Annotated in this window: 20 protein-coding genes; 3 read left to right on the top strand and 17 right to left on the bottom strand. The window is 46.8% G+C overall.

Going from position 1 to position 20,164, the window contains the following annotated elements:
* Positions 1-4: 4 nt before the first annotated feature.
* The gene (locus AR1Y2_RS02420; protein WP_330554755.1) at positions 5-433 is read right to left on the bottom strand and encodes a GNAT family N-acetyltransferase; all 429 of its coding nucleotides are present in this window, start codon (positions 431-433) and stop codon (positions 5-7) included.
* 93 nt (positions 434-526) lie between these two features.
* Here AR1Y2_RS02420 and AR1Y2_RS02415 point away from each other — a divergent pair, with 93 nt between their 5' ends.
* Positions 527-1,048: a phosphatase PAP2 family protein gene (locus AR1Y2_RS02415; protein WP_137327533.1), complete on the top strand. Its 522-nt coding sequence runs from the start codon at positions 527-529 to the stop codon at positions 1,046-1,048.
* On the opposite strand, the gene AR1Y2_RS02410 is transcribed toward AR1Y2_RS02415, so the two are convergent.
* From AR1Y2_RS02410 to AR1Y2_RS02335, 16 genes are all read right to left on the bottom strand, one after another.
* A complete protein-coding gene (locus AR1Y2_RS02410; protein WP_137327532.1) occupies positions 974-1,426 on the bottom strand; it encodes a DUF1934 domain-containing protein in 453 nt (150 codons plus the stop codon). The genes AR1Y2_RS02415 and AR1Y2_RS02410 overlap by 75 nt on opposite strands.
* 9 nt (positions 1,427-1,435) lie before the next feature.
* Positions 1,436-2,254 carry a glutamate racemase gene (gene murI, locus AR1Y2_RS02405; RefSeq protein ID WP_137327531.1) on the bottom strand — a complete coding sequence of 273 codons (819 nt, stop codon included), beginning with the start codon at positions 2,252-2,254 and terminating at the stop codon, positions 1,436-1,438.
* A gap of 2 nt (positions 2,255-2,256) precedes the next feature.
* Positions 2,257-3,309, bottom strand: a complete 1,053-nt coding sequence (locus tag AR1Y2_RS02400) for a D-alanine--D-alanine ligase family protein (RefSeq protein WP_137327530.1) — start codon at positions 3,307-3,309, stop codon at positions 2,257-2,259.
* Between the two features lie 47 nt (positions 3,310-3,356).
* Complete coding sequence (locus tag AR1Y2_RS02395; RefSeq protein ID WP_137327529.1) at positions 3,357-4,154, bottom strand: glycerophosphodiester phosphodiesterase family protein; 798 nt, start codon at positions 4,152-4,154, stop codon at positions 3,357-3,359.
* Entirely contained in the window at positions 4,151-5,500 is a 1,350-nt protein-coding gene (locus AR1Y2_RS02390; RefSeq protein WP_137327528.1) for a CCA tRNA nucleotidyltransferase, read from the bottom strand. The genes AR1Y2_RS02395 and AR1Y2_RS02390 overlap by 4 nt, the downstream gene beginning before the upstream one ends.
* Positions 5,501-5,509: 9 nt before the next feature.
* Positions 5,510-6,946, bottom strand: coding sequence for a proline--tRNA ligase (proS, locus tag AR1Y2_RS02385; protein WP_137327527.1), 1,437 nt, complete (start codon positions 6,944-6,946; stop codon positions 5,510-5,512).
* Between the two features lie 15 nt (positions 6,947-6,961).
* Complete coding sequence (locus AR1Y2_RS02380) at positions 6,962-7,675, bottom strand: DUF975 family protein (RefSeq protein WP_137327526.1); 714 nt, start codon at positions 7,673-7,675, stop codon at positions 6,962-6,964.
* Positions 7,676-7,693: 18 nt separating this feature from the next.
* On the bottom strand, positions 7,694-8,194 hold the full coding sequence (locus tag AR1Y2_RS02375) for a tRNA (cytidine(34)-2'-O)-methyltransferase (RefSeq protein ID WP_137327525.1): 501 nt from the start codon (positions 8,192-8,194) through the stop codon (positions 7,694-7,696).
* A 2-nt stretch (positions 8,195-8,196) separates the two neighbouring features.
* Positions 8,197-9,357, bottom strand: a complete 1,161-nt coding sequence (locus AR1Y2_RS02370; RefSeq protein WP_137327524.1) for an aminotransferase class I/II-fold pyridoxal phosphate-dependent enzyme — start codon at positions 9,355-9,357, stop codon at positions 8,197-8,199.
* Positions 9,357-9,839 carry an Lrp/AsnC family transcriptional regulator gene (locus AR1Y2_RS02365; protein WP_175403692.1) on the bottom strand — a complete coding sequence of 161 codons (483 nt, stop codon included), beginning with the start codon at positions 9,837-9,839 and terminating at the stop codon, positions 9,357-9,359. Before AR1Y2_RS02365 ends, AR1Y2_RS02370 begins: the two co-directional genes overlap by 1 nt.
* 8 nt (positions 9,840-9,847) lie before the next feature.
* Complete coding sequence (locus AR1Y2_RS02360; protein WP_137327522.1) at positions 9,848-10,837, bottom strand: AIR synthase family protein; 990 nt, start codon at positions 10,835-10,837, stop codon at positions 9,848-9,850.
* A 13-nt stretch (positions 10,838-10,850) separates the two neighbouring features.
* Entirely contained in the window at positions 10,851-12,353 is a 1,503-nt protein-coding gene (locus AR1Y2_RS02355; protein WP_137327521.1) for a VanW family protein, read from the bottom strand.
* A gap of 133 nt (positions 12,354-12,486) precedes the next feature.
* Positions 12,487-13,191 carry a 3'-5' exonuclease gene (locus AR1Y2_RS02350; RefSeq protein ID WP_137327520.1) on the bottom strand — a complete coding sequence of 235 codons (705 nt, stop codon included), beginning with the start codon at positions 13,189-13,191 and terminating at the stop codon, positions 12,487-12,489.
* 3 nt (positions 13,192-13,194) lie between these two features.
* On the bottom strand, positions 13,195-13,845 hold the full coding sequence (gene nth, locus AR1Y2_RS02345; protein ID WP_137327519.1) for an endonuclease III: 651 nt from the start codon (positions 13,843-13,845) through the stop codon (positions 13,195-13,197).
* 14 nt (positions 13,846-13,859) lie between these two features.
* Entirely contained in the window at positions 13,860-15,275 is a 1,416-nt protein-coding gene (gene malQ / locus AR1Y2_RS02340) for a 4-alpha-glucanotransferase (RefSeq protein WP_137327518.1), read from the bottom strand.
* Positions 15,276-15,387: 112 nt separating this feature from the next.
* Positions 15,388-15,987, bottom strand: a complete 600-nt coding sequence (locus AR1Y2_RS02335; protein WP_137327517.1) for a TetR/AcrR family transcriptional regulator — start codon at positions 15,985-15,987, stop codon at positions 15,388-15,390.
* A 178-nt stretch (positions 15,988-16,165) separates the two neighbouring features.
* Here AR1Y2_RS02335 and AR1Y2_RS02330 point away from each other — a divergent pair, with 178 nt between their 5' ends.
* Positions 16,166-18,250 carry an efflux RND transporter permease subunit gene (locus AR1Y2_RS02330; protein WP_137327516.1) on the top strand — a complete coding sequence of 695 codons (2,085 nt, stop codon included), beginning with the start codon at positions 16,166-16,168 and terminating at the stop codon, positions 18,248-18,250.
* A gap of 2 nt (positions 18,251-18,252) precedes the next feature.
* Positions 18,253-20,145, top strand: a complete 1,893-nt coding sequence (locus tag AR1Y2_RS02325; protein ID WP_137327515.1) for a coiled-coil domain-containing protein — start codon at positions 18,253-18,255, stop codon at positions 20,143-20,145.
* Positions 20,146-20,164: the final 19 nt, after the last annotated feature.

The following is a 20,164-nucleotide window of genomic DNA, read 5'->3' as shown; positions in this document are numbered from 1 at the left end:
CTATTCATTCTCTCCTTTCATTTAAGTACCTTATCATGCCAGGCCCCAGATCCTGATTCGGCCGGGCCATAAAACCATGTGCCTCATAAAAGGCTTCTCTTCCTTTTGCACACATCAGATCCAGCATCATCTCCGTATCGTCTTCCCGGATACTTTCCACAAAAGCAGCCAGATTCTCGATCAGCTTACTTCCGACGCCGGCCCTCTGATAGTCCGGATGTATCATCAAATCCTGAATATAGCAGATCACTGCTCCGTCCCCTACGATACGTCCCATGCCCACGATTCTGTCATCCGCATAGGCCGCTACTACATATAGACTGTTTTTCAGCGCTTTAACTGCCTGAGTCCTTGAAAGCTTTTTAAAACCGACGGCTTCGCGGAGCCAAAGATAGGTATCCACTCCGATGTGGTTTGCAACTAGTGTAATCATTTTTATTCCTTCTATCTGTTGTAATTCATTTTGATATTATAACACGAAGCCATCTTTTGTGATATAATTTAAGAAAAAAAGTAAGGAGCAGTTATGGATTTTCAAATACTAGACTTCATCCAAACGCACATGAGAACTCCGTTTCTGGACAGTTTCTTTACCCGGATCACCCATTTAGGCGATGCAGGGACCGTCTGGATTCTGATTGCCGTCATTCTTCTGTTTACAAAAAAATACCGAAAGGCAGGCCTGGGGATGCTGATCGTTATGCTAATCGCCAACATCATCGGGGACCAGATCATCAAACCTCTGATAGGCAGGGCAAGACCTTTTACCTACCGGGATATCAAACTGCTGATCCCGCCTCCCGGCCGCTATTCATTTCCGTCCGGACATTCCGCATCCTCGTTCGGCGCGGCAGTATTTTTGTACTTATACGACAAAAAGCTGGGGATCCCAGCTTTTGTCCTGGCAGCGCTGATCGCATTCAGCAGGCTGTACCTGTATGTACATTATCCTACCGATGTCCTCGGCGGTATTTTACTGGGTACAGTTTGCGCAGTCTTTGTGTTCCGTGTTTTTCGACGCAATGGATACGTCAATGGAACAGTCTGAAATATGATCTGAGTTGATGGATAGACCATAGTCAATATGCAGGGCCATGCTGTCCTCTGTCTCCTGAAGGTCAATCTTGCTGGTGTTGATGCCAAGCAAAAGACTGCCGAACGGAGTATCGTAGTAAGTGAGGTTTTCTTTTCCCCGCTCAAAAACCATATGGGAGCTGCTGGCTCCCTTTTTTGTTACTTCCACAACCTTCGGACTGATCTTAAGCCGGTTCTTTACAATCTGAGAGTCATCAGTCAGCTCATCATACATGATATAATGCTTTCCATTTTTCAGATAGTAAGCCCCTGTAGTCATCAATTCGATGGGTTCCTCCGAGCTGACATCCAGCTGAAGGCCGGAAATATTTATAATTACTTCTTTCTTCATTTGTCTCCTCTAATATTTTTCAATATCAATCGGCTGTACATTTTCTACATGACACGGCAGCACTCGGTCCGCAAAGGTGAGAAACTGGTCTTCCATGTCACTGACATAGTATTCATATTCTGCGGCGTGTCCGCTTTCTGCGGCAATTTTGCGCTCTTTTAACAGTTCCTTCAGAGACTTTGCAGTCTCATAGGCAGGGTTGATCAGAGTCACCGTTTCCCCTACAAAATTCTTAATAGGGTTTTGAAGCAATGGGTAATGTGTGCATCCCAGGATCAGAGAATCGATATGATACTGGTCGAATTCCCTCAGATACCTGGACACCATATCCTCCGTGATCCTGTCATCGATGAGCCCCTCTTCCACCAGAGGCACAAACATCGGACAGGCTTTGGTCACGACCGTCACCTCCGGATTCAGCTCCCTTAAATACCTGCCGTACTGGCCGCTCTTTATGGTGGCGTTGGTTCCTATGATACCGATGTGCTGGTTCTTTGTGGCTCTGGTAGCCGCAATGGCCCCGGGCCTCACCATGCCGATCATGGGCACGATATATTCCTTTTGAAGTTTTGACATAGCCAGGGCACTGGCCGTATTACAGGCTACCACGATGGCTTTCACATTTTTGCTCAATAAAAAATTTACGATCTGTCTGGAATACCGGATGACCGTATCCTTTGATTTGGTTCCATAGGGAACTCTCGCCGTGTCTCCAAAGTAGATCAGGCTCTCATCCGGGAGCTGCCTCATGATCTCCCTGGCCACAGTAAGACCTCCCACACCTGAATCAAACACTCCGATGGGTGCATTGTCATGTGTGCTGCTCATTATTACTCAAACCTTTCTTCCGCAAGACGGATCAGCTCATCCGCAAGTGCCGGTGTCTCAATTCCCTGGGCTGCCCATAACATAGGGTACATACTGATGGAAGTAAACCCAGGGAGAGTATTGATCTCATTAAATACCACTTCTCCGTTATCCGCAATAAAGAAATCCACACGGGAAAGACCGTATCCGTCCACAGCCTTAAAGATCTCTGCCGCTGACTTGCGGATCTCCTCCCTCGTCTCCTCCGGCATCGGCGGATCGATGACTGTCTTGGACTCTGCATTGTTATACTTGGCGTCATAATCATAGAAATCGGCAGCCGCAAGGATCTCCCCTACGCCGGAAGCTTTGACCTCTTTACCGCCAAGAACCGCGCATTCCACTTCCCGTCCCACAATGGTCTCTTCCACCAAAATGTTCCGGTCATGCTCTGCGGCCTTCACAAGGGCAGCAGCTAGTTCTTCCCTGTTCTCTGCCTTGGAAACTCCCACAGAAGATCCTGCCCTGGAAGGTTTCACGAACATGGGATAGGAAAGCTTTGCCTCCGCTCTGTCAAGGGTCTCTTCCATCCGGGCCAGATCACTTCTCCGGATGTGTACAAACTCTGCCTGGCGGATCCCCAGATCCTCCACTATAATCTTTGTGTAGACCTTATCCATGGAAACCGCTGAGGCAAGAACCCCGCAGCCCACATATGGAATCTGCGCCATCTCAAACAATCCCTGGATCGTTCCGTCCTCTCCGTTTAAGCCGTGCAGAACCGGAAAGATCACATCCACCGGCTGGAGACGGTAAGTCCCCTCCGCCAGGAGTACGAGAGCCTGATCCTGTGTATCCGGAGAAATGACCGCATTCACTTTGGATTCTCTCCAGCTTCCGTCCTCGATGTCCTTGAGTTTATCCACAAGCAGCCATCGGCCGCCTCTTGTTATCCCCACTAAGATCACATTATATTTATTCTCATCCAGGCTCCGGATGACTGTAGCAGCCGAAACACAGGACACTTCATGTTCGGAGGATCTACCCCCGAAAATTACAGCGACATTCTTCTTCATATCTGTCTTACATCTCCTTTTCATCATGGTGACATTATATCATACCTTTAAGGTAGAAACTTTTCAAAAATATATCCATAAAACTTTTTACGGTATTTCTCATACTCTTTTTTGTTCCGGAAGGTCCATCCATAGACAGGGATGCCGGATATCCTGCGGCACAGCCTCAGCGATGGTTCATCCCAGTAAATATATTTATATGCAATAAAGTCCGGTTTCGTGGCAAAATTGGTCAAAAGTTTCTGTTCTGCCCAGTAGGCCAGCTGATTGCCCTTGTGCTGATCCTTTCTGAAATTCATTGACAGCTGTCCTCTGATCACTTCCGGCCGGTTCATCCGGAACCAAAACAGTGCATAGGGATGGAAGGACTCCATACAGTAAAGGCCGTGATAACGGTCCAGCGCCTCCGCCGACAGCCGGCACAGCTTCCGGTCACAGTGCTCCATTTTTAACTCTACCAAAAGGGGAACCTGTCCGTGAACCATTTCCAGCACATCCACAAATCTTGGAATACGCTCTTTCGTTTCCATCAACGGATATCTTCTCAGCTGCTCATAGGTCAGATCCCGGATTTTTTTGTTGACACCGCAGGTTCTCTTAATGTCATAATCATGATGGACCACCATCACGTCATCTTTGGTAAGCTGTACATCCAGTTCGATCCCATACCCATGATCCACCGCGTTCTGGAAAGCTTTCATGGAGTTTTCCGGAATACCGTCAAACCCGTGCAGCCCCCGGTGCGCAAAGTATTTCGTCTCCAGCACCGGATGCTTTCTTAACTTTCCCGGATAAATCATATACAAGTATAAAAGAACAAAAACTGGTATCAAAATGAGAATCATTGCTTTCCTCTTTTCTCCTTCACAGCCTGCGTGAGTATCTCCCTGCTGTTTTTGCCGGGATCATCCAGTACAAGCTCCAAAAGTTCATTGAGCATTTCACCCAATTCTTTTCCAGGTTTCATGCCAAGGCTGATCAGATCCTTTCCGTCAAGGGCAAGATCCTTTACCTTTAGACAATCCTTTTCCTTTTTGATCTCCTCAAACAGCACTGCGGTGCGGTCAAGAATCTCCTGCTTTTCCTCCAGCATAAAACTGCTCTGGGCCAGGATATCTGCCTGCTGGACCTTTAAAAGCTTTTCAAACAACGGGACAGAAAGCTTGCTTGCCCACCTTCTCACCGTCCTTTTGTTCACTTCCTTTGCAGAGCCGAACCGAATATCATGCCAGTAGACCAGTTTTGTCACCTGCTTCACTGTCTGATTGTCGAACTTCAACCGCCTTAGAATCTTTCTGGCCATCTCCTCACCGATCACGTGATGTCCTTGGAACCGGTCTTTGTCCGGTCCCTCCACTCTGGCATCTGGTTTTCCCACATCGTGGAGGAGCATCGTCCAGCGCAGAATATGGTCCGCCTCAGCATTCTTTAATGCCTCTACCGTGTGAACCCCTACGCTGTAACGATGATGGGGGTTATTCTGGGGAGTCTCCATCATCCGGTCAAATTCAGGCAGTACCACGCTTGTGACTCCCAGTTCATATGCATCCAGGATTGTTTCCGGATGTTTGGACAAAAGAAGCTTGGTAAGCTCTACCTGGATCCGCTCTGCGCTGATGTCCTTTAAGTATTTGGCCTGCTCTCTGACTGCCTGCTTTGTCTGATCCTCAATGGTAAATCCCAGCTGTGCCTGAAACCGCAGGGCTCTTAAGATCCTCAGGGCATCCTCATCAAAACGTTTGGAAGCCTGACCCACGCAGCGGATGACCTTACGTTTCAGATCCTCCACACCTCCATAGTAGTCGATCAGCCCATCCCTATCATTATATGCCATGGCGTTGATCGTGAAATCCCGTCTTAGAAGATCTTCTTTTAAAGATTTTGTAAAACAGACCTCCTCCGGTCTTCTGTGGTCCTTATATTCTCCGTCCACCCGGTAAGTGGTCACCTCAAACGGTTCTCTGTCCATCATGACTGTGACAGTGCCGTGGGCAATCCCGGTGTCAATGGTATATGAAAAAATCTCCTTTACTTGGTAAGGAGATGCGGATGTGGTGATGTCCCAATCCATAGGACACTTGCCCAAAATGCAGTCCCGGACCGGGCCGCCTACGACATATGCTTCGTAGCCGGCCTGTTCCAGCTGATTTATGATTTGTTTTGCTTTTTCAGGTATCACTATTTTAAACATAAATTTCCTTTAATATGCTTTACCGAAAAGAACCATCTTCTTGGCAGGTTTTCCGCAGTGCACACATACGTCACCCAGATGTTCCTGTTCAAACGGCATACAGCGTGTGGTAGCACCGGTCTCATCCTTGATAGCTTCCTCACACTCCGTCTCTCCACACCACATAGCTTTTACAAAGCCCTGCTGTTTGTCGATGATCTCTTTGAATTCATCCCAGTCTGCCGCCTCATGGGTGTTCGCCTCTAAATGCTTTTTAGCACGCTCAAGCATATCGCTCTGCATCTGGCCAAGCACCTCTGAAAGTTTTGTCTCGATCTCGTCAAGAGAGACAATGATCTTTTCTCTTGTGTCACGGCGCACAATGACTGCCTGGTTTTTCTCGATATCTTTTGGTCCGATCTCGATCCTGGTCGGAATTCCCTGTACTTCCTGTTCACTAAACTTCCATCCCGGACTCTTGTCAGAATCATCAACCTTAACTTTATAGTTCTTAGAAAGACGTGCCCGGATCTCTTCCGCTTTCTCAAGCACCCCTTCTTTTTTCTGCATAATTGGCACGATCATAGTCTGCACCGGCGCGATTTTCGGAGGAAGCACAAGTCCTGAATCATCTCCGTGGACCATGATGATGGCTCCGATGATACGGGTGGACATTCCCCATGAAGTCTGGTGCACATACTGCAGTTTATTGTTCTTGTCAGTATACTGGATATCAAATGCCTTGGCAAATCCGTCCCCGAAGTTATGGCTGGTACCGGACTGAAGTGCTTTTCCATCGTGCATCAGCGCCTCGATCGTATAGGTGGCATTGGCTCCTGCAAACTTTTCTTTCTCTGTCTTCTGTCCTTTGACAACCGGAATCGCCAGGTACTGCTCACAGAAATCAGCATACATATTTAACATCTGGACCGTGCGCTCCTCTGCCTCGTCAGCAGTAGCGTGGGCTGTATGTCCTTCCTGCCAGTAAAATTCAGAAGTGCGCAGAAACGGCCTGGTACTCTTCTCCCAGCGTACTACGGACACCCACTGGTTATATAACTTCGGCAGGTCTCTGTAAGACTGAATGATATTAGAATAGAAGTCACAGAATAAAGTCTCTGAAGTCGGACGCACACAAAGGCGCTCTTCCAGCTTTTTATTTCCCCCGTGAGTAACCCATGCCACTTCCGGCGCAAAGCCCTCCACGTGATCTTTTTCTCTCTCCAAAAGGCTTTCCGGAATAAACATCGGCATCGCCACATTTTCCACTCCGGTTTCTTTGAACTGGGAATCCAGTACCTTCTGAATATTTTCCCAAATGGCATAGCCGTTGGGACGCAGGATCATACAGCCTTTTACGCTGGAATATTCGATCAATTCTGCTTTTTTAACAACATCTGTATACCACTGTGCGAAGTCCTCATCCATTGCTGTGATGGCTTCCACAAGCTTCTTTTCTTTTGCCATATAAATAATCTCCTTCTAATCCTTTATTATTTCCTTCCTCTTTAAATCCGTATAAAATACAGCCAGACTGATCTGGAACCAGGGAGCTACAACAAATACTCCCAGTCCGCAGGGAATCAAGCCGAGCAGCATCCATGGAACAAACGAAATCCAGAGACCCATTAATCTCATATAATTCCCGCGCATCAAATCGTTTCCACGCCATATTGCCTTCCGGCATACCTGTTCTTCCCCTTCCAGCAGCAGATACAGAGCCGGAAAATATCTCAGTTCAACAATAACTGTAGCCAGCACACTCGCGATTGTCATCATATATGGAAAATCCTCGTTTGTTGCTGAATAGTACACAACACCTCCAAAAAAATCTATGATAAACATAATCAGAAATGTTATAATATTTTTTCTAACAATCAGCCATAAAACCTGTTTCGTCTTATTTCTGAACAAGTAAAAGACCTGATCTACCTTAGGCTCCTGGCCCTTAGATACCCCTAGACACGCAACGACATTTCCTGTAAAGAAAACAGCCAGCAGCCCATAAATGACAATCTGCATCACCAGCGATAGAATGGAAGAGGGAAACATTAAATCAATTCCCTCCTGCCAAGTCAGCAGCCCTACACAGATAACAACTACAATGAACTCAATGATAACTAAAACTTTTAAATTTTCTTTAAGCTTCTCCTTTGAAAACGCACGGATCTCCTTAAAACTCATTCTCTCTCTCATGATACCTCTCTTTATCCGCTACCACTCATAATGGTGCAACTGACCCTCTCTCTGGAAATGGTCGAATCCCTGCTGCCTTAACACCTCGTAGGCTACAATTGCCACGGAATTGGACAGATTCAGGGAACGGATTTCTGGAAGCATCGGTATCCGGACTGCGGTCTCTTTATAATCAAGCAAAATCTCTTCCGGTATTCCGGCGCTCTCTTTTCCAAACACCAGATAGACGTCTTCGTCTGCCCCTTCATAAGTGACATCTGCATAAGTCTGTCTGGACTTTGTAGTAGCCATATAGATCCTGGGGTCCTGGTTCTTGTCCAAGAATTCCTGGAAATTCACATAAGTCCTCACATCCAGATGCTCCCAGTAATCCAATCCTGCCCTTTTGATCATCTTTTCATTCAGCTTAAATCCCAGCGGTTCAATCAGATGCAGGACCGCACCGCAGGCGACGCATGTCCTTCCGATATTTCCGGTGTTGGCCGGCATTTCCGGCTCATGCAGAACAATATGCAGCATGATTATCTCCTTAGTTTTTCAATAAATGTACCAAGCCTGCTCAAGGCTTCCTTCAGCTCATCGATGGAATATGCGTAGGACACCCTTAGATATCCTTCCCCGCATGCACCGAATGCAGTTCCGGGCACGATGGCTACCTTCTGTTCCTTTAACAGCTCTTCTGCAAACTTCTCTGAAGACATCCCAAATTCTTTGATAGACGGGAAGGCATAAAACGCACCCTCCGGCTCAAAGCATTCCAGGCCGAGTTCATGGAAACGGTGCAGCAAATACCGCCTTCTCTGGTTATAAGAATTCTTCATCTCCTCCACCTCGTCGTCACAGGCACGGAGAGCTTCCACCGCCGCATACTGGCTTGTGGTAGGCGCAGCCATAATGCCGTACTGGTGGATCTTTACCATCTGCTCCATAATGATCCCGGGAGCCGCGGCATATCCAAGCCTCCATCCGGTCATAGCAAACGCCTTTGAAAATCCGTTGATCACAATGGTCCGTTCCTTCATATCCGGAAGAGCACCGATGCTCACATGCTTATGTCCGTATGTGAGCTCAGAATAAATCTCATCGGAAATCACCAGCAGGTCATGTTCCTTTGCAAATTCCGCAATCGGCTCCAGGTCCTTTTTCGTCATAATGGCCCCTGTAGGATTGTTCGGGAACGACATAATGATCGCTTTTGTCTTATCTGTCACAACGGCTTCCAGCTGTTCCCTTGTCAGCTTGAATTTATCTTCCGCTTTCAGTTCCACAGTGACCGGCACTCCGTCCGCCATGACAACACACGGCACATAACAGACAAAGGACGGCTGGGGCACGATAACCTCATCCCCCGGATTGATGATGGCCCTTAACGCCACATCGATCCCTTCACTTCCGCCCACAGACACTAGAATTTCTTCCGTTTTGTAACGCATATGGTATTTTCTTTTTAAATATCTGCAGATCTCTTCCCGCAGTTCCTTAAGACCTGCATTAGATGTATAGAAGGTTCTGCCCTTCTCAAGGGAATAGATGCCCTCTTCCCTGATCCTCCAGGGAGTATCAAAGTCCGGCTCCCCCACGCCGAGGGAAATTGCTTCCGGCATCTCGCTCACGATATCGAAAAACTTCCGTATGCCGGAGGGCTCCAGCATAACGGCCTTTTTTGAAAGCATATCTTTCATTATGGAGTCACCGCCTGTCTTTTATCTACCTTTTTTGCTTCTAATACAGTTCCATGGTCCTTATACTTCTTAAGTACAAAATGGGTGGCTGTGCTCAACACCGCTTCCAGAGGAGCGAGCTTGGAGGAAGTAAACATAGAAATCTCCTTCATTGTCTTCCCTTCCAGCATGACCATAAAATCATAGGCTCCAGACATGAGATACAATGCCTTAACTTCTGGAAAATTGTAAATGCGCTCTGCAATCTTGTCAAATCCTTCCCCTCTCTGGGGTGTTACCTTTACCTCGATCATCGCTGTAAGCTGCTCTCTGCTTGTATGATCCCAATTGATCAGAGTGTGATACCCGCAGATGATATGTTCCTTTTCCATCTCCGCCACTTCATTTGCGATCTCAGCCTCCGTGGAATCCAAGAGGACCGCCAGTTCTTTCAGATCCAGACGGCTGTTCTTTTCTAATAATTTTAAAATTGACTCTCTCAGCTCTTGATTCATGATCTCTCTCCAATCTTATACAATTCGTCTTGTTTCGGAGCTTCCAGGCTTGCCGCTTTTCCATCCCGGTAGATGATCTTATCCTTAGAATCTGTCGTGCGGCCGATGATGGAAGCTTTGATCCCTTCCTGTTCCAATGCTCTCACAAGAGCATTTCCATGATCTGTTGTGATCAACATGGAACCGCTGGAGATCAGCTGGTACGGGTTCAAGTCAAAAAACTCACATAACTCCACCGTATGCTGCTTCACCGGAATATCTTCGATAGTCACTTCCAGCCCTACACCAGAGGCCTGGGCCACTTCCCAAAGTGCCCCATAAATACCTCCCTCTGTAATGTCATGCATGGCAGATGCATAAGCTCCGGCGATCTTTCCTTCCGGGACAACGGAGACATATTCCAGGCAGGCCTTGGCCTCATCAAGAAACTCTCCGGAAAAACGTTTCCTCAGCAGATCCTCCTGCTCTCTGGCTATGATCCCTGTCCCTTCCAAGCCGATATATTTGGTCACAATGATATCCTGCCCGGGCCTGGCGCCTTTGGTGGACAGCAGCTGGTCTTCCTTTACTTTCCCAACACCGGTAACGGAAATCAAAGGCTTTCTTACCGCATCCGTAACTTCCGTATGCCCGCCGATGACCGCGATGCCAAGCTTTCTACACTCTTCCTGCACTTCTGAGGACAGCTGCCTTAATTCCTTTTCCTTTGTCTCCGGCGGGAGCAGGACCGTAAGCATCAGCCCTATCGGCTCTGCCCCAGAGGAAATCAAGTCGTTGGCGGTAACATGCACCGCCAAACGCCCAGCTTCCTCGGCCGCGCCGGTAATAGGGTCAGTGGAAAGCACAAACACTTCCCCCTCCTTAAGCTTCAAGGCCGCACAGTCTTCTCCGATGCCGGGGCCGATCAAGACTTCCTCTCTCTTTGTCCCCAGCTGTTCCAATATGACCTTTTTTAATGTGGATTCTGGAATTTTACCTATCTTCATGATTTTTCCCTGATTAATCTTCTTTGGATTTTTTGGTTCCCTCAGTACTCTTCTTTTTCGCTTCTTTCTTCTTTTCTGTAGTCTTGTTCTTCTCTGTTGTCTTTTCCGTAGATTTTTCGGTGTTCTTTTTGTCTTTGTTTTTCTTGTCGGAATCTTTCTTCTTGTCTTTGTCTTTTTCCTTCTTTTTGGTACCCACTCTTACGGTATTCGGAGTTGCCATGTAGCTGGATGTATTAAACAGAATCTTTTTTGTCTTCTTGCCCTTTTCCTTGACAATCTTCCAAAGCCTGGCTTCATACCCTGTATGGCCCACCTGTTCCACCACACGTTTCCCCTCTTCCATTGTAGGGTCCTTAATCACCTTTTCACCGGAACTGTTTCTCACAGAAGTGGTCTCAGAGACAAACTCCACGTGACGGTTTGGATTGGTTTTCTGTCCGTAGACAGTGAATGTGATATTTGAGCCATCAGCGATTCCTTCTATATAAATAGGGAAATCAAACTGGTTCTGGAACTTAAGGTCCTTGTATGTTCCCGCGATGGCCGCGTCAGCGGATCTCGGCACATAGGATACCGTCATAGAGTGCGGATGTCTCTCCTTGATCTTAAGCTCTGCCCGGATCACGGCATTGTACAGCGTTGTGGAAACCTGGCAGATTCCTCCGCCGTAGGTCTGTACTGTCTGGCCGTTCTCATAGGAACCTGCCAGATAATATCCATTCTCACTGGTAAACGGTGAGACTGCTTTATATACAGAAAAGGTCTCTCCCGGGTAGACCACACTGCCGTTGATCATCTTAGCCCCGTTGGCAACGTTTCCTTTTCGTCCCGGTGCAGAAGAACCGTAGTAAGTTGTCTTGGTACCCAGCTTATCCTTGACCTTCGCCATATCCTCGCTGGTATACTCTGCCTTTTTCCTTGTGACCTTCAGCGGCACCTTAAAACTCTCCGCCTCAACCTGCTTTTTATAAGCCTGGAATGTACTTTTTTTATTAAGTGCATATCCGGTTTTTTCTTTAACAATGACAAACTTGCCGTTTTTCCTCTTTAAGGATGCATTTTTAGGCTCTGATACAATCTTTTTCGCTGCTGATTCCAGTTCTTTGTCAAAGGTCTCCTGGTCGTAGCTGCGCTCGATCTTTACTTCCACCTGATCTTTCTTAACCTGGGAATAGCGGCTGATGATGCTGCCGGATCTTCCCACGCCGTAGGCATCCTTGACTGTTTTCTCCACATCCCATGAGACGCCTGTCTTTGAAAGCTTTGTCACCGCTTTCTTATCGTCCACATAAAATGTGATATCCTTTGTTTTTTCTTTCTCTATATAATTTTCAATCTCTTTTTTCGCTTCTTCTTTTGTCATCCCTCCCAGGGACTTTCCTTCAAATACTACCCCCTGGACGATCTTGTGGTCCTTGGTGGCTCCTTTTACTGTCTGGCTGATATAAACAAATACGCCAATACAGATCACTGCTAAAACCCCGGCAGCGATACCGGCCTTGATCTTCTTAGACATGCCTATCCTTCCTAATTTGTTCCCGTGTACAAATGTTGTCCGTTTTACACCAGTAAATAACCGGCAACTGTTGTGCCAACCATTACGATTGCCAAAAGAATCGCAATAATTCCGGCGATCATTCTTTTCTTTTTCATCGCATCACCCCATATTTTGAAATAATCTCATCTATAGTTCTGGAAGCTTCGCTCATTGTCAGTCCATCTATGTTGCCGTTATCCTCTATTTTATGATATTTCCGCAGTTCATTCAAGTACCGTTTTTGCTTTGCTGTGATCATCTGAAGCTTTTTGGGACGGTACATGAGCGGCTCCGGCTCAAAGACCTTTTGATCTGCCCCGAATTCTTTTTTCATGGACTCGAACACAACCGCCGTGGCCAGCGCGTCATCATAGGCCCTGTGGGCCGCCTGGTTCACATAGTGATAATGCTCACAAAGGCATCCCAGTTTTTTGCTCTTTAACTGCCGAAGCAGCATCCGCGCGGCCTTCAGCGTATCCACCCCTTCCTTTTCAAAGGGATAAGAAAACTTTCTAGCCGCTGTCTTCATAAAACGATAGTCAAACATCAGATTATGCCCCAGCACCGGAAAGCCCTCGCTGAAAGATAAAAACCCTTCTACACCGTCTCTCAGTGCTATACCGCCGTCCAGCATTTTCCTAGAAATGCCGGTCAGCTGGATGATAAAATCTGAGACCTCCCGCTCCGGATAAATGATACAGTTATATTTTCCGGCGATCCTGCCGTCCTTGACTTTGACGGCGCCGATCTCAATCACCTGGTCTTCATCCACAGATAGTCCCGTGGTTTCCAGGTCAAAAGCAACATATTCCTTCATAGGCTACACCTCGTTTGACGGGCAGACTGACTGAAGGGTACACTCCCCGCACTTGGGCCGTCTGGCGATGCAGACATTCCTCCCGTGAGTGATGATCTGGATATTATAAAGAATCCACTGCTCTTTGGGCAGGACTTTCATCAGATCATGCTCGATCTTAACCGGATCATCATTTTTTGTCAGACATAGTTTCTTAGATATCCTTTTCACGTGGGTGTCCACCACGATGCTGGGTTCGTGGAAAATATTGCCGCGGATCACATTGGCTGTTTTCCTTCCCACACCGTCCAGAGCAGTCAATTCTTCTATGCTCTCCGGAACTTCCCCTCCGTGCCGCTCTAAGATCTGGCTGGCGGCACCGATAATGTTCTTTGCTTTATTCTTATAAAATCCCGTGGAATAGATATCTCTTTCCAGTTCTTTCAGATCTGCTTTCGCAAATGCATCAAGGCTTGTATACTTCTTAAACAGCTTTTCCGTAACAATGTTGACTCTGGCATCGGTACACTGTGCGCTGAGCATCGTTGCGATCAGAAGCTGCCATGCATTTTCATGATTTAAGTAACATTTATACTCTGTGGTATAGGTTTCATTTAAAATATCGCAGATCTTTCTCACTCGTTCCTTCGTTACCCTCTTGGATACTTTCGCCATAGGTTTTACGCTCCTTATGAGTTCTTCTCTATCGTTTCTTCGTTGCGGTAGCGGTCATGCAGTGTCAAAATGGTGGTCCTAAGTTCGCTGTCCAGCTGTTCTTTTGTCACTCTCCACTCCCAGTTCTCTCCCACTGTAGAAGGTGTATTGATCCTTGCGCTGCTGCCGAGCCCAAGATAATCCTGAAGTGGGATGATCACCGTATCCCCCCTGCTCTCAAGGGCCAGGGATATCAGATCCAAATTCACACGTCCGGTCGGAACGATGGTGCTGTGTTCCAGATAATGGTGCAGAAAGTTTCTGTCCTCCTCTGACATATTCTCATACCATCCAATGGCTGTGTCATTGTCATGGGTTCCTGTGTACACCACACAATTATCCTCATACTTATGCGGCAGATAAGCACTGTCGTCCCATGCACCGAAGGCAAACTCCAGGATCTTCATACCCGGATAACCGATCTCCCTCTGCAGCTCCCTCACGGAGTCTGTCAGGAATCCCAGATCTTCGGCGATGATCTTTACATCTCCCAGCTTCTTTTTTAACGCGAGAAAGAAATCAAGTCCAGGCCCTTTTTCCCACTTCCCTCCGGCCGCTGTCTCTGCATCCGCAGGAATCACGAAATATTCGTCAAACCCCCGGAAATGATCTAGTCTCAGCACATCGTACAAGAGAAAGTTGTGGCTTAGTCTCTTCATCCACCAGTCATAATCTGTATTCTTATGATACTCCCAGTCATAGACAGGGTTTGACCACAGCTGGCCGTTCTCCGCAAAAGCATCCGGTGGACATCCCCCCTGCACCCTTGGTTTCCCGTCTTCATCCAGCTGGAACATTTCCGGGTGGGCCAGAAAGTCTGCGCCCTCCTTTGCCACATAAAACGGAAGGTCCCCGATGATCTGGATGCCATTTGTGTTGGCATACTGCTTAAGTTTCAGCCACTGGCTCAGGAACTTGTACTGCACGAAGCAAAAATACTCTCTTCCTTTTCCCGGCTGTTTTAAGTTCATGTATTTACAGAAGTCATCCAGCCATTCTTTATGGGTCTTCTTGAAATCTTCGTAGTCTCTTCCCCCTCTGAAGCGGCTATATGCGATCCACAGCAGGATTTCCCTGGACATAAATACTTTATCATAATCCACTTTTTCTTCGCTGTCGGAAAATTCCCAGCCGTCGCACTCTTCTGGAGTCAGAAGTCCCTCTGCCTGAAGCTGCTCCAAATCAATATATAATACGCTTCCCGCGAAGCTTGAATAGGATAAATATGGAGAATTTCCTTCCCCGATGGTTCCCAGGGGAAGAATCTGCCAGTAAGACTGGCCGGTTGATTTCAGAAAGTCTACAAACTGGTAGGCTTCTTTTGAAAAGCATCCAATGCCGTAAGAGGACGGCAGGCTAAAGATAGGCAGCAAAATACCACAAGATTTCATTCATTACTCCTTATAACTACTGATGAGAGGCTCATCATCTGATTAACAGTTTTCGTATCCCTCATTATAGCATGATTTCCTGTGGTTGTTTGCTCAAAATACCGTACATTTACTATTTTTCATGATTTTTTATAATACTTCGGATCGTTTTGTACAAGAATGGCTTCAACTGTTCTAATGTCACGGGCTGTTCAAATAAAATAGCATTATAACAGCTTGCAGAAATCAGTTCCACGATCAGGTAGATCATGGTCTCCGGTTCCTCAAATTCCCGGCCGGATTCCTTCATGAGGTTCATGTAGACCTCATAGATGTTCTCGTGGTCGCCCTCCATGGGTTCGTTCATGGCATTTTTAAAGATCCCCCATCCCAGATGTTTGGAGATCAGCTTGAGGAGCGTAGGATTTTTATACAGCTGGTCAATGATATTGTCCGCCAGAAATACGATCTTGTCTTCGAACAGCCGGATATTGGCTTTTTCCAGATCCCGGTAAGCCTTTTTAAAGATCAGGCCGGCCCGGTGCGCGATCAGTTTATAACGGATGTCTGTCTTATCCTTAAAATAGAGATAAAAGGTTCCCTTAGCAACTCCCGCCTGACTGACGATATCAGAGATGGATGTCTTTTGATAGCCATTCTGCGTAAACAGATGATACGCCGTATCAAGCAACGCTGTCTTCTTTCTCTTTTTATTTTCTTCTACTTTACTCATTGGCGTTCATCCCCCTTTTGGACTTCTTTTGTTATCATTATATATCAAAAAATGACCACAAGTCAATAATTATTAAAAAACCGTAAAAATAAACCGATAATTATTGACTTTTAGTCATTTTTATAGTATACCAGTAATAAGAAAATGACCTTTAGTCATTCATTTAGGAGGATTGATTATGATTAAATTTGGGAAATGGATAGCAAAGCATCGGAAACTGATCGTTCTGCTCTCCCTCCTTCTGGTGATTCCATCCCTGATCGGAATTTCAAAGACCCGGATCAACTATGATATCCTAAGCTATCTTCCAAGTTCTCTGGAAACCGTCAAGGGCCAGGATATTATGGTAGATGAGTTTGGAACCGGGGCGTTTTCCATGGTTGTGGTGGAGGATGCCAAACTGAAGGATGTACAGGAAATCAAACACAAGATTGAGAAAGTGGACCATGTAAAAAAGGTACTCTGGTATGATGACATCGCGGACACCACTTTCCCAAAAGAAATGCTGCCGGAAAAGATCCGGAACGTATTTTTTAACAAGAATGCCACCATGATGATCGCGCTGTTTGACAATACTACCTCTTCCGACGAGACCATGAGCGCAGTCAGCGAGATGCGCCATGTGGTAGGCAAGCAGTGCTTTATCAGCGGGATGTCCGGCATCGTAACCGACATCAAGAATCTGGCACTGGAAGAAATGCCGATCTATGTAGTGATCGCGGCTGCCATGTCTTTACTTGTTTTATGTCTCACCATGGAATCCCTGCTGACTCCGGTGTTGTTTTTGGCCAGCATCGGCATCGCTATCCTATATAACCTTGGAAGCAATATCTTTCTGGGAGAGATCTCGTACATAACAAAGGCGCTGACAGCAATCCTGCAGCTGGGAGTCACCATGGATTATTCCATCTTTCTGCTCCACAGCTATGAAGACAACAAGGTTCGGTTTGACAATGACAAGCAGAGAGCCATGGCCCACGCCATCTCCAATACGTTTAAGTCCGTTGCGGGAAGCTCTGTCACCACCATTGCTGGTTTTGCGGCCCTGTGCTTTATGACGTTTGCCCTTGGCATGAACATCGGTATTGTCATGGCAAAGGGAGTGGTCATCGGCGTCATCTGCTGCGTGACCCTTCTTCCGTCACTGATCCTGATCTTTGATAAATGGATCGACAAGACAACGCACAGATCCATCATACCGGATCTGTCCAATGCTTCCCACTTTATCACGAAGCATTATAAAGCGACGATCCTGATCTTTTTGATCCTGCTGTTCCCGGCTGTTTATGGGAACAACAACACACAGATTTACTATAATATTGATAAGTCTCTGCCACAGTCTCTTCCGAGCAACGTTGCCAATAAAAAACTGAGCAAGGATTTCCATATGAGCAACATCCATATGGTCATGCTGAAAGCCGGCATGTCCTCCAAGGAAAAAACCGAGATGCAGAAAAAAATCGAAAAGGTTGACGGTGTCAAATGGGTCCTTGGTATGGATTCCGTTGTGGGCTCCGCTGTGCCTGCCGATATGATCCCTGGCACCTTAAGTGACAACCTGATCAGCCCGAACTATGAGATGGAGTTTATCTGTTCCGACTACAAAACGGCCACCGATCAGGTCAACAGCCAGATCGCACAGATCAACAAGATCGTAAAAAGCTACAGCAGCGAGTCCATGGTCATAGGCGAGGCTCCGCTGACAAAAGACTTGGCGGATGTGACCAATGTGGATCTGCGCAATGTAAACATAGCCTCCATAGCGGCCATCTTCATCATTATTATGATCGTATTTAAATCAGCTTCACTGCCTGTCATACTGGTGGCAGTCATCGAGTTTGCCATCTGTGTCAACATGGCAATCCCTTATTATATGGGAGAAGAGCTCCCGTTTGTGGCCAGCATCGTCATCGGAACCATACAACTCGGCGCGACTGTGGATTATGCCATCCTCATGACCAGCCGGTACCAGAAAGAGCGGATCAGAGGCAATACAAAATGGAAATCCATCCGGATCGCCCACGAGACATCCATGCTTTCCATTATCACCAGCGGCCTCAGCTTTTTTGCCGCAACCTTTGGAGTGGCTCTCTACTCCAAGATCGATATGATCAGCTCCATCTGTACTCTGCTCGCCAGAGGCGCGGTCATCAGCACGGTCAGCGTTGTGTTCATTCTGCCGGCGATGTTTATGATATTTGATCGATTGATTTGCAAGACAACTTTTGGCATGGGCCATATACAAGAAATAAAGGAGGATTAGAAATGAGAAAAAAGGTATTAAATAAAGCATTGGCCGTGGCGGCCTCATTGATTTTGTGTTCCTCAATGGCCGCAGTACCGGTATATGCGGCTGATTCCCAGGAAAAAGAGGAAACCGTCTATGTGAAGGCAGATGCGGAGGGCAACACACAGACCGTCATTGTCAGCGACTGGCTGAAAAATAAAAAGAAATCTAAAGAGATTAAGGACGCCAGCGACCTGACTGACATTGAAAACGTCAAGGGTGATGAAACCTACCAGAAAGGAAAGAAAAACAGCATCACCTGGAATTCAAACGGCAATGACATTTATTATCAGGGAAAGACAGACAAAGAACTTCCTGTTTCCATGCAGGTGACTTACTACCTAGACGGCAAAGAGATCAGTCCCAAACAGCTGGTAGGCAAAAGCGGCAAGGTAAAAGTCCGCTATGAATTCACAAACCATGATGTACACGACGGGATCTACACTCCATTTACAATGGTAACTGCCATCGTACTGCCCACAGAACATTTCTCCAATGTCAAAATGGTGAATGCAAAAGATATTTCTGACGGCAGCAAACATATTCTCATGGGTGTGGCTTTCCCGGGATTATCCGACAGCCTGAAGCTCAAGGAAAGTACCATCGGCAAAAAATTCGATATCCCGGATTCCTTTGAGTTTACAGCGGATGTAAAGGACTTCCAGATGACCGTAACCGCAACCGTGGCCTCAGCCGATACACTCTCAGAATTCGGTCTGGACAAAGTTGATACCATCGATGAATTAAATGATTCCCTTACAACTCTGTCCAACGCCTCTCAAAAGCTGGTGAACGGTTCAGGGGAACTGCTCTCAGGAGTGAAGGAGTTGCAGAACGCCTCTAAGACATTAAAGAGCGGAACTGCCACTCTCAACAAAAAGACGAAGGAATTGTCCAAAGGGCTGAACACTCTGGATAGAAAAAAGAATGATTTGATCTCTGGAACTAAAAAACTGAAAAAGGGAAGCAAAGAATTGAAGGCAGGAACCAGCCAGCTGGAACAAAAGACAAAGTCCCTCCCATCCATGATGAAAGAGCTTGCTTCCGGACTGGAAAGCATGAAATCCCTGACCGGCAGCCTTCCAAGCCAGCAAAAGCTCCAACAGCTTTCCGCAGGCTTAAATTCCATCACTTCCTCTTTTGATACGATCAAAGGAGCCAACGAACAGTATATTGCGGCCCTGCAGACACAGATCGACAGCCTGACAACAATGCTGGGCAGAGGCACCGTCACCGATGCAAACGATATTCGGGATGTCAAAACTGCGATTGGAACCATGCAGGGCATACAGCAGAAAATGAGAGATGAAAATAACACTATAGACCAGCAGAGTAAAGCTTTATCTTCTTCTCTTGCTCCTGCAAAGGCTCTAATCCAGAAGTTAAGTGATCCGACCACCCAGGCTTCCTTCAAAAAACTTAACAGCCTGGACACCAAAGAACTGACAGATGCGGCATCCAGCCTGCGCACTGCTGCAGTTAAGCTGAACAAGGGAGCCGGTGATTTGGTCGCAGGGCAGAGCGATCTTGCATCCGGTGCGAATCAGCTGGGAGATGGAATCCACACTGCAGCCACAGGAGGAAAGAAACTGAGTTCTGCTACCGGCACACTGGCTTTGGGAGGCAGCAAGCTTTCTTCCGGTGTCGATGCCCTGTATCACGGTGCCGATACCCTGAATACAGGACTGATCCAGTTTAACCAAGACGGTATCCAGCGACTGGTAAACATCATGGACAATGACGTACAGAATACACTGGACCGGATCAATGATACGGTAAAACAGGGAGATAAGTACCAGACCTTTACGAAAAAAGACAAGGATACAAAAGGAAGCGTCAAATTTATGATCGAGACCGAAGAAATCGAGTAAGTTATAAAAAGACCCTGGA

It is taken from the genome of Anaerostipes rhamnosivorans, assembly GCF_005280655.1.
Classification (GTDB): Bacteria; Bacillota; Clostridia; order Lachnospirales; family Lachnospiraceae; genus Anaerostipes; species Anaerostipes rhamnosivorans.
The sequence above is the reverse complement of the archived record's forward strand: the minus strand, read 5'-3'. Positions and strand labels throughout refer to the sequence as shown.

Bases quoted from the DNA above. Each gene is read 5' to 3' on its own strand.
- AR1Y2_RS02350 (WP_137327520.1), bottom strand. From the start codon at position 13,191: ATGAAGGAATATGTTGCTTTTGACCTGGAAACCACGGGACTATCTGTG.
- AR1Y2_RS02370 (WP_137327524.1), bottom strand. From the start codon at position 9,357: ATGAAAGATATGCTTTCAAAAAAGGCCGTTATGCTGGAGCCCTCCGGC.
- AR1Y2_RS02390 (WP_137327528.1), bottom strand. From the start codon at position 5,500: ATGTTTAAAATAGTGATACCTGAAAAAGCAAAACAAATCATAAATCAG.
- nth (WP_137327519.1), bottom strand. From the start codon at position 13,845: ATGGCGAAAGTATCCAAGAGGGTAACGAAGGAACGAGTGAGAAAGATC.
- AR1Y2_RS02375 (WP_137327525.1), bottom strand. From the start codon at position 8,194: ATGCTGCATATTGTTCTGCATGAGCCGGAAATGCCGGCCAACACCGGA.
- AR1Y2_RS02395 (WP_137327529.1), bottom strand. From the start codon at position 4,154: ATGATTCTCATTTTGATACCAGTTTTTGTTCTTTTATACTTGTATATG.
- AR1Y2_RS02380 (WP_137327526.1), bottom strand. From the start codon at position 7,675: ATGAGAGAGAGAATGAGTTTTAAGGAGATCCGTGCGTTTTCAAAGGAG.
- AR1Y2_RS02360 (WP_137327522.1), bottom strand. From the start codon at position 10,837: ATGAAGATAGGTAAAATTCCAGAATCCACATTAAAAAAGGTCATATTG.
- AR1Y2_RS02420 (WP_330554755.1), bottom strand. From the start codon at position 433: ATGATTACACTAGTTGCAAACCACATCGGAGTGGATACCTATCTTTGG.
- AR1Y2_RS02415 (WP_137327533.1), top strand. From the start codon at position 527: ATGGATTTTCAAATACTAGACTTCATCCAAACGCACATGAGAACTCCG.
- AR1Y2_RS02400 (WP_137327530.1), bottom strand. From the start codon at position 3,309: ATGAAGAAGAATGTCGCTGTAATTTTCGGGGGTAGATCCTCCGAACAT.
- malQ (WP_137327518.1), bottom strand. From the start codon at position 15,275: ATGAAATCTTGTGGTATTTTGCTGCCTATCTTTAGCCTGCCGTCCTCT.
- AR1Y2_RS02410 (WP_137327532.1), bottom strand. From the start codon at position 1,426: ATGAAGAAAGAAGTAATTATAAATATTTCCGGCCTTCAGCTGGATGTC.
- AR1Y2_RS02330 (WP_137327516.1), top strand. From the start codon at position 16,166: ATGATTAAATTTGGGAAATGGATAGCAAAGCATCGGAAACTGATCGTT.
- murI (WP_137327531.1), bottom strand. From the start codon at position 2,254: ATGAGCAGCACACATGACAATGCACCCATCGGAGTGTTTGATTCAGGT.
- proS (WP_137327527.1), bottom strand. From the start codon at position 6,946: ATGGCAAAAGAAAAGAAGCTTGTGGAAGCCATCACAGCAATGGATGAG.
- AR1Y2_RS02335 (WP_137327517.1), bottom strand. From the start codon at position 15,987: ATGAGTAAAGTAGAAGAAAATAAAAAGAGAAAGAAGACAGCGTTGCTT.
- AR1Y2_RS02355 (WP_137327521.1), bottom strand. From the start codon at position 12,353: ATGTCTAAGAAGATCAAGGCCGGTATCGCTGCCGGGGTTTTAGCAGTG.
- AR1Y2_RS02325 (WP_137327515.1), top strand. From the start codon at position 18,253: ATGAGAAAAAAGGTATTAAATAAAGCATTGGCCGTGGCGGCCTCATTG.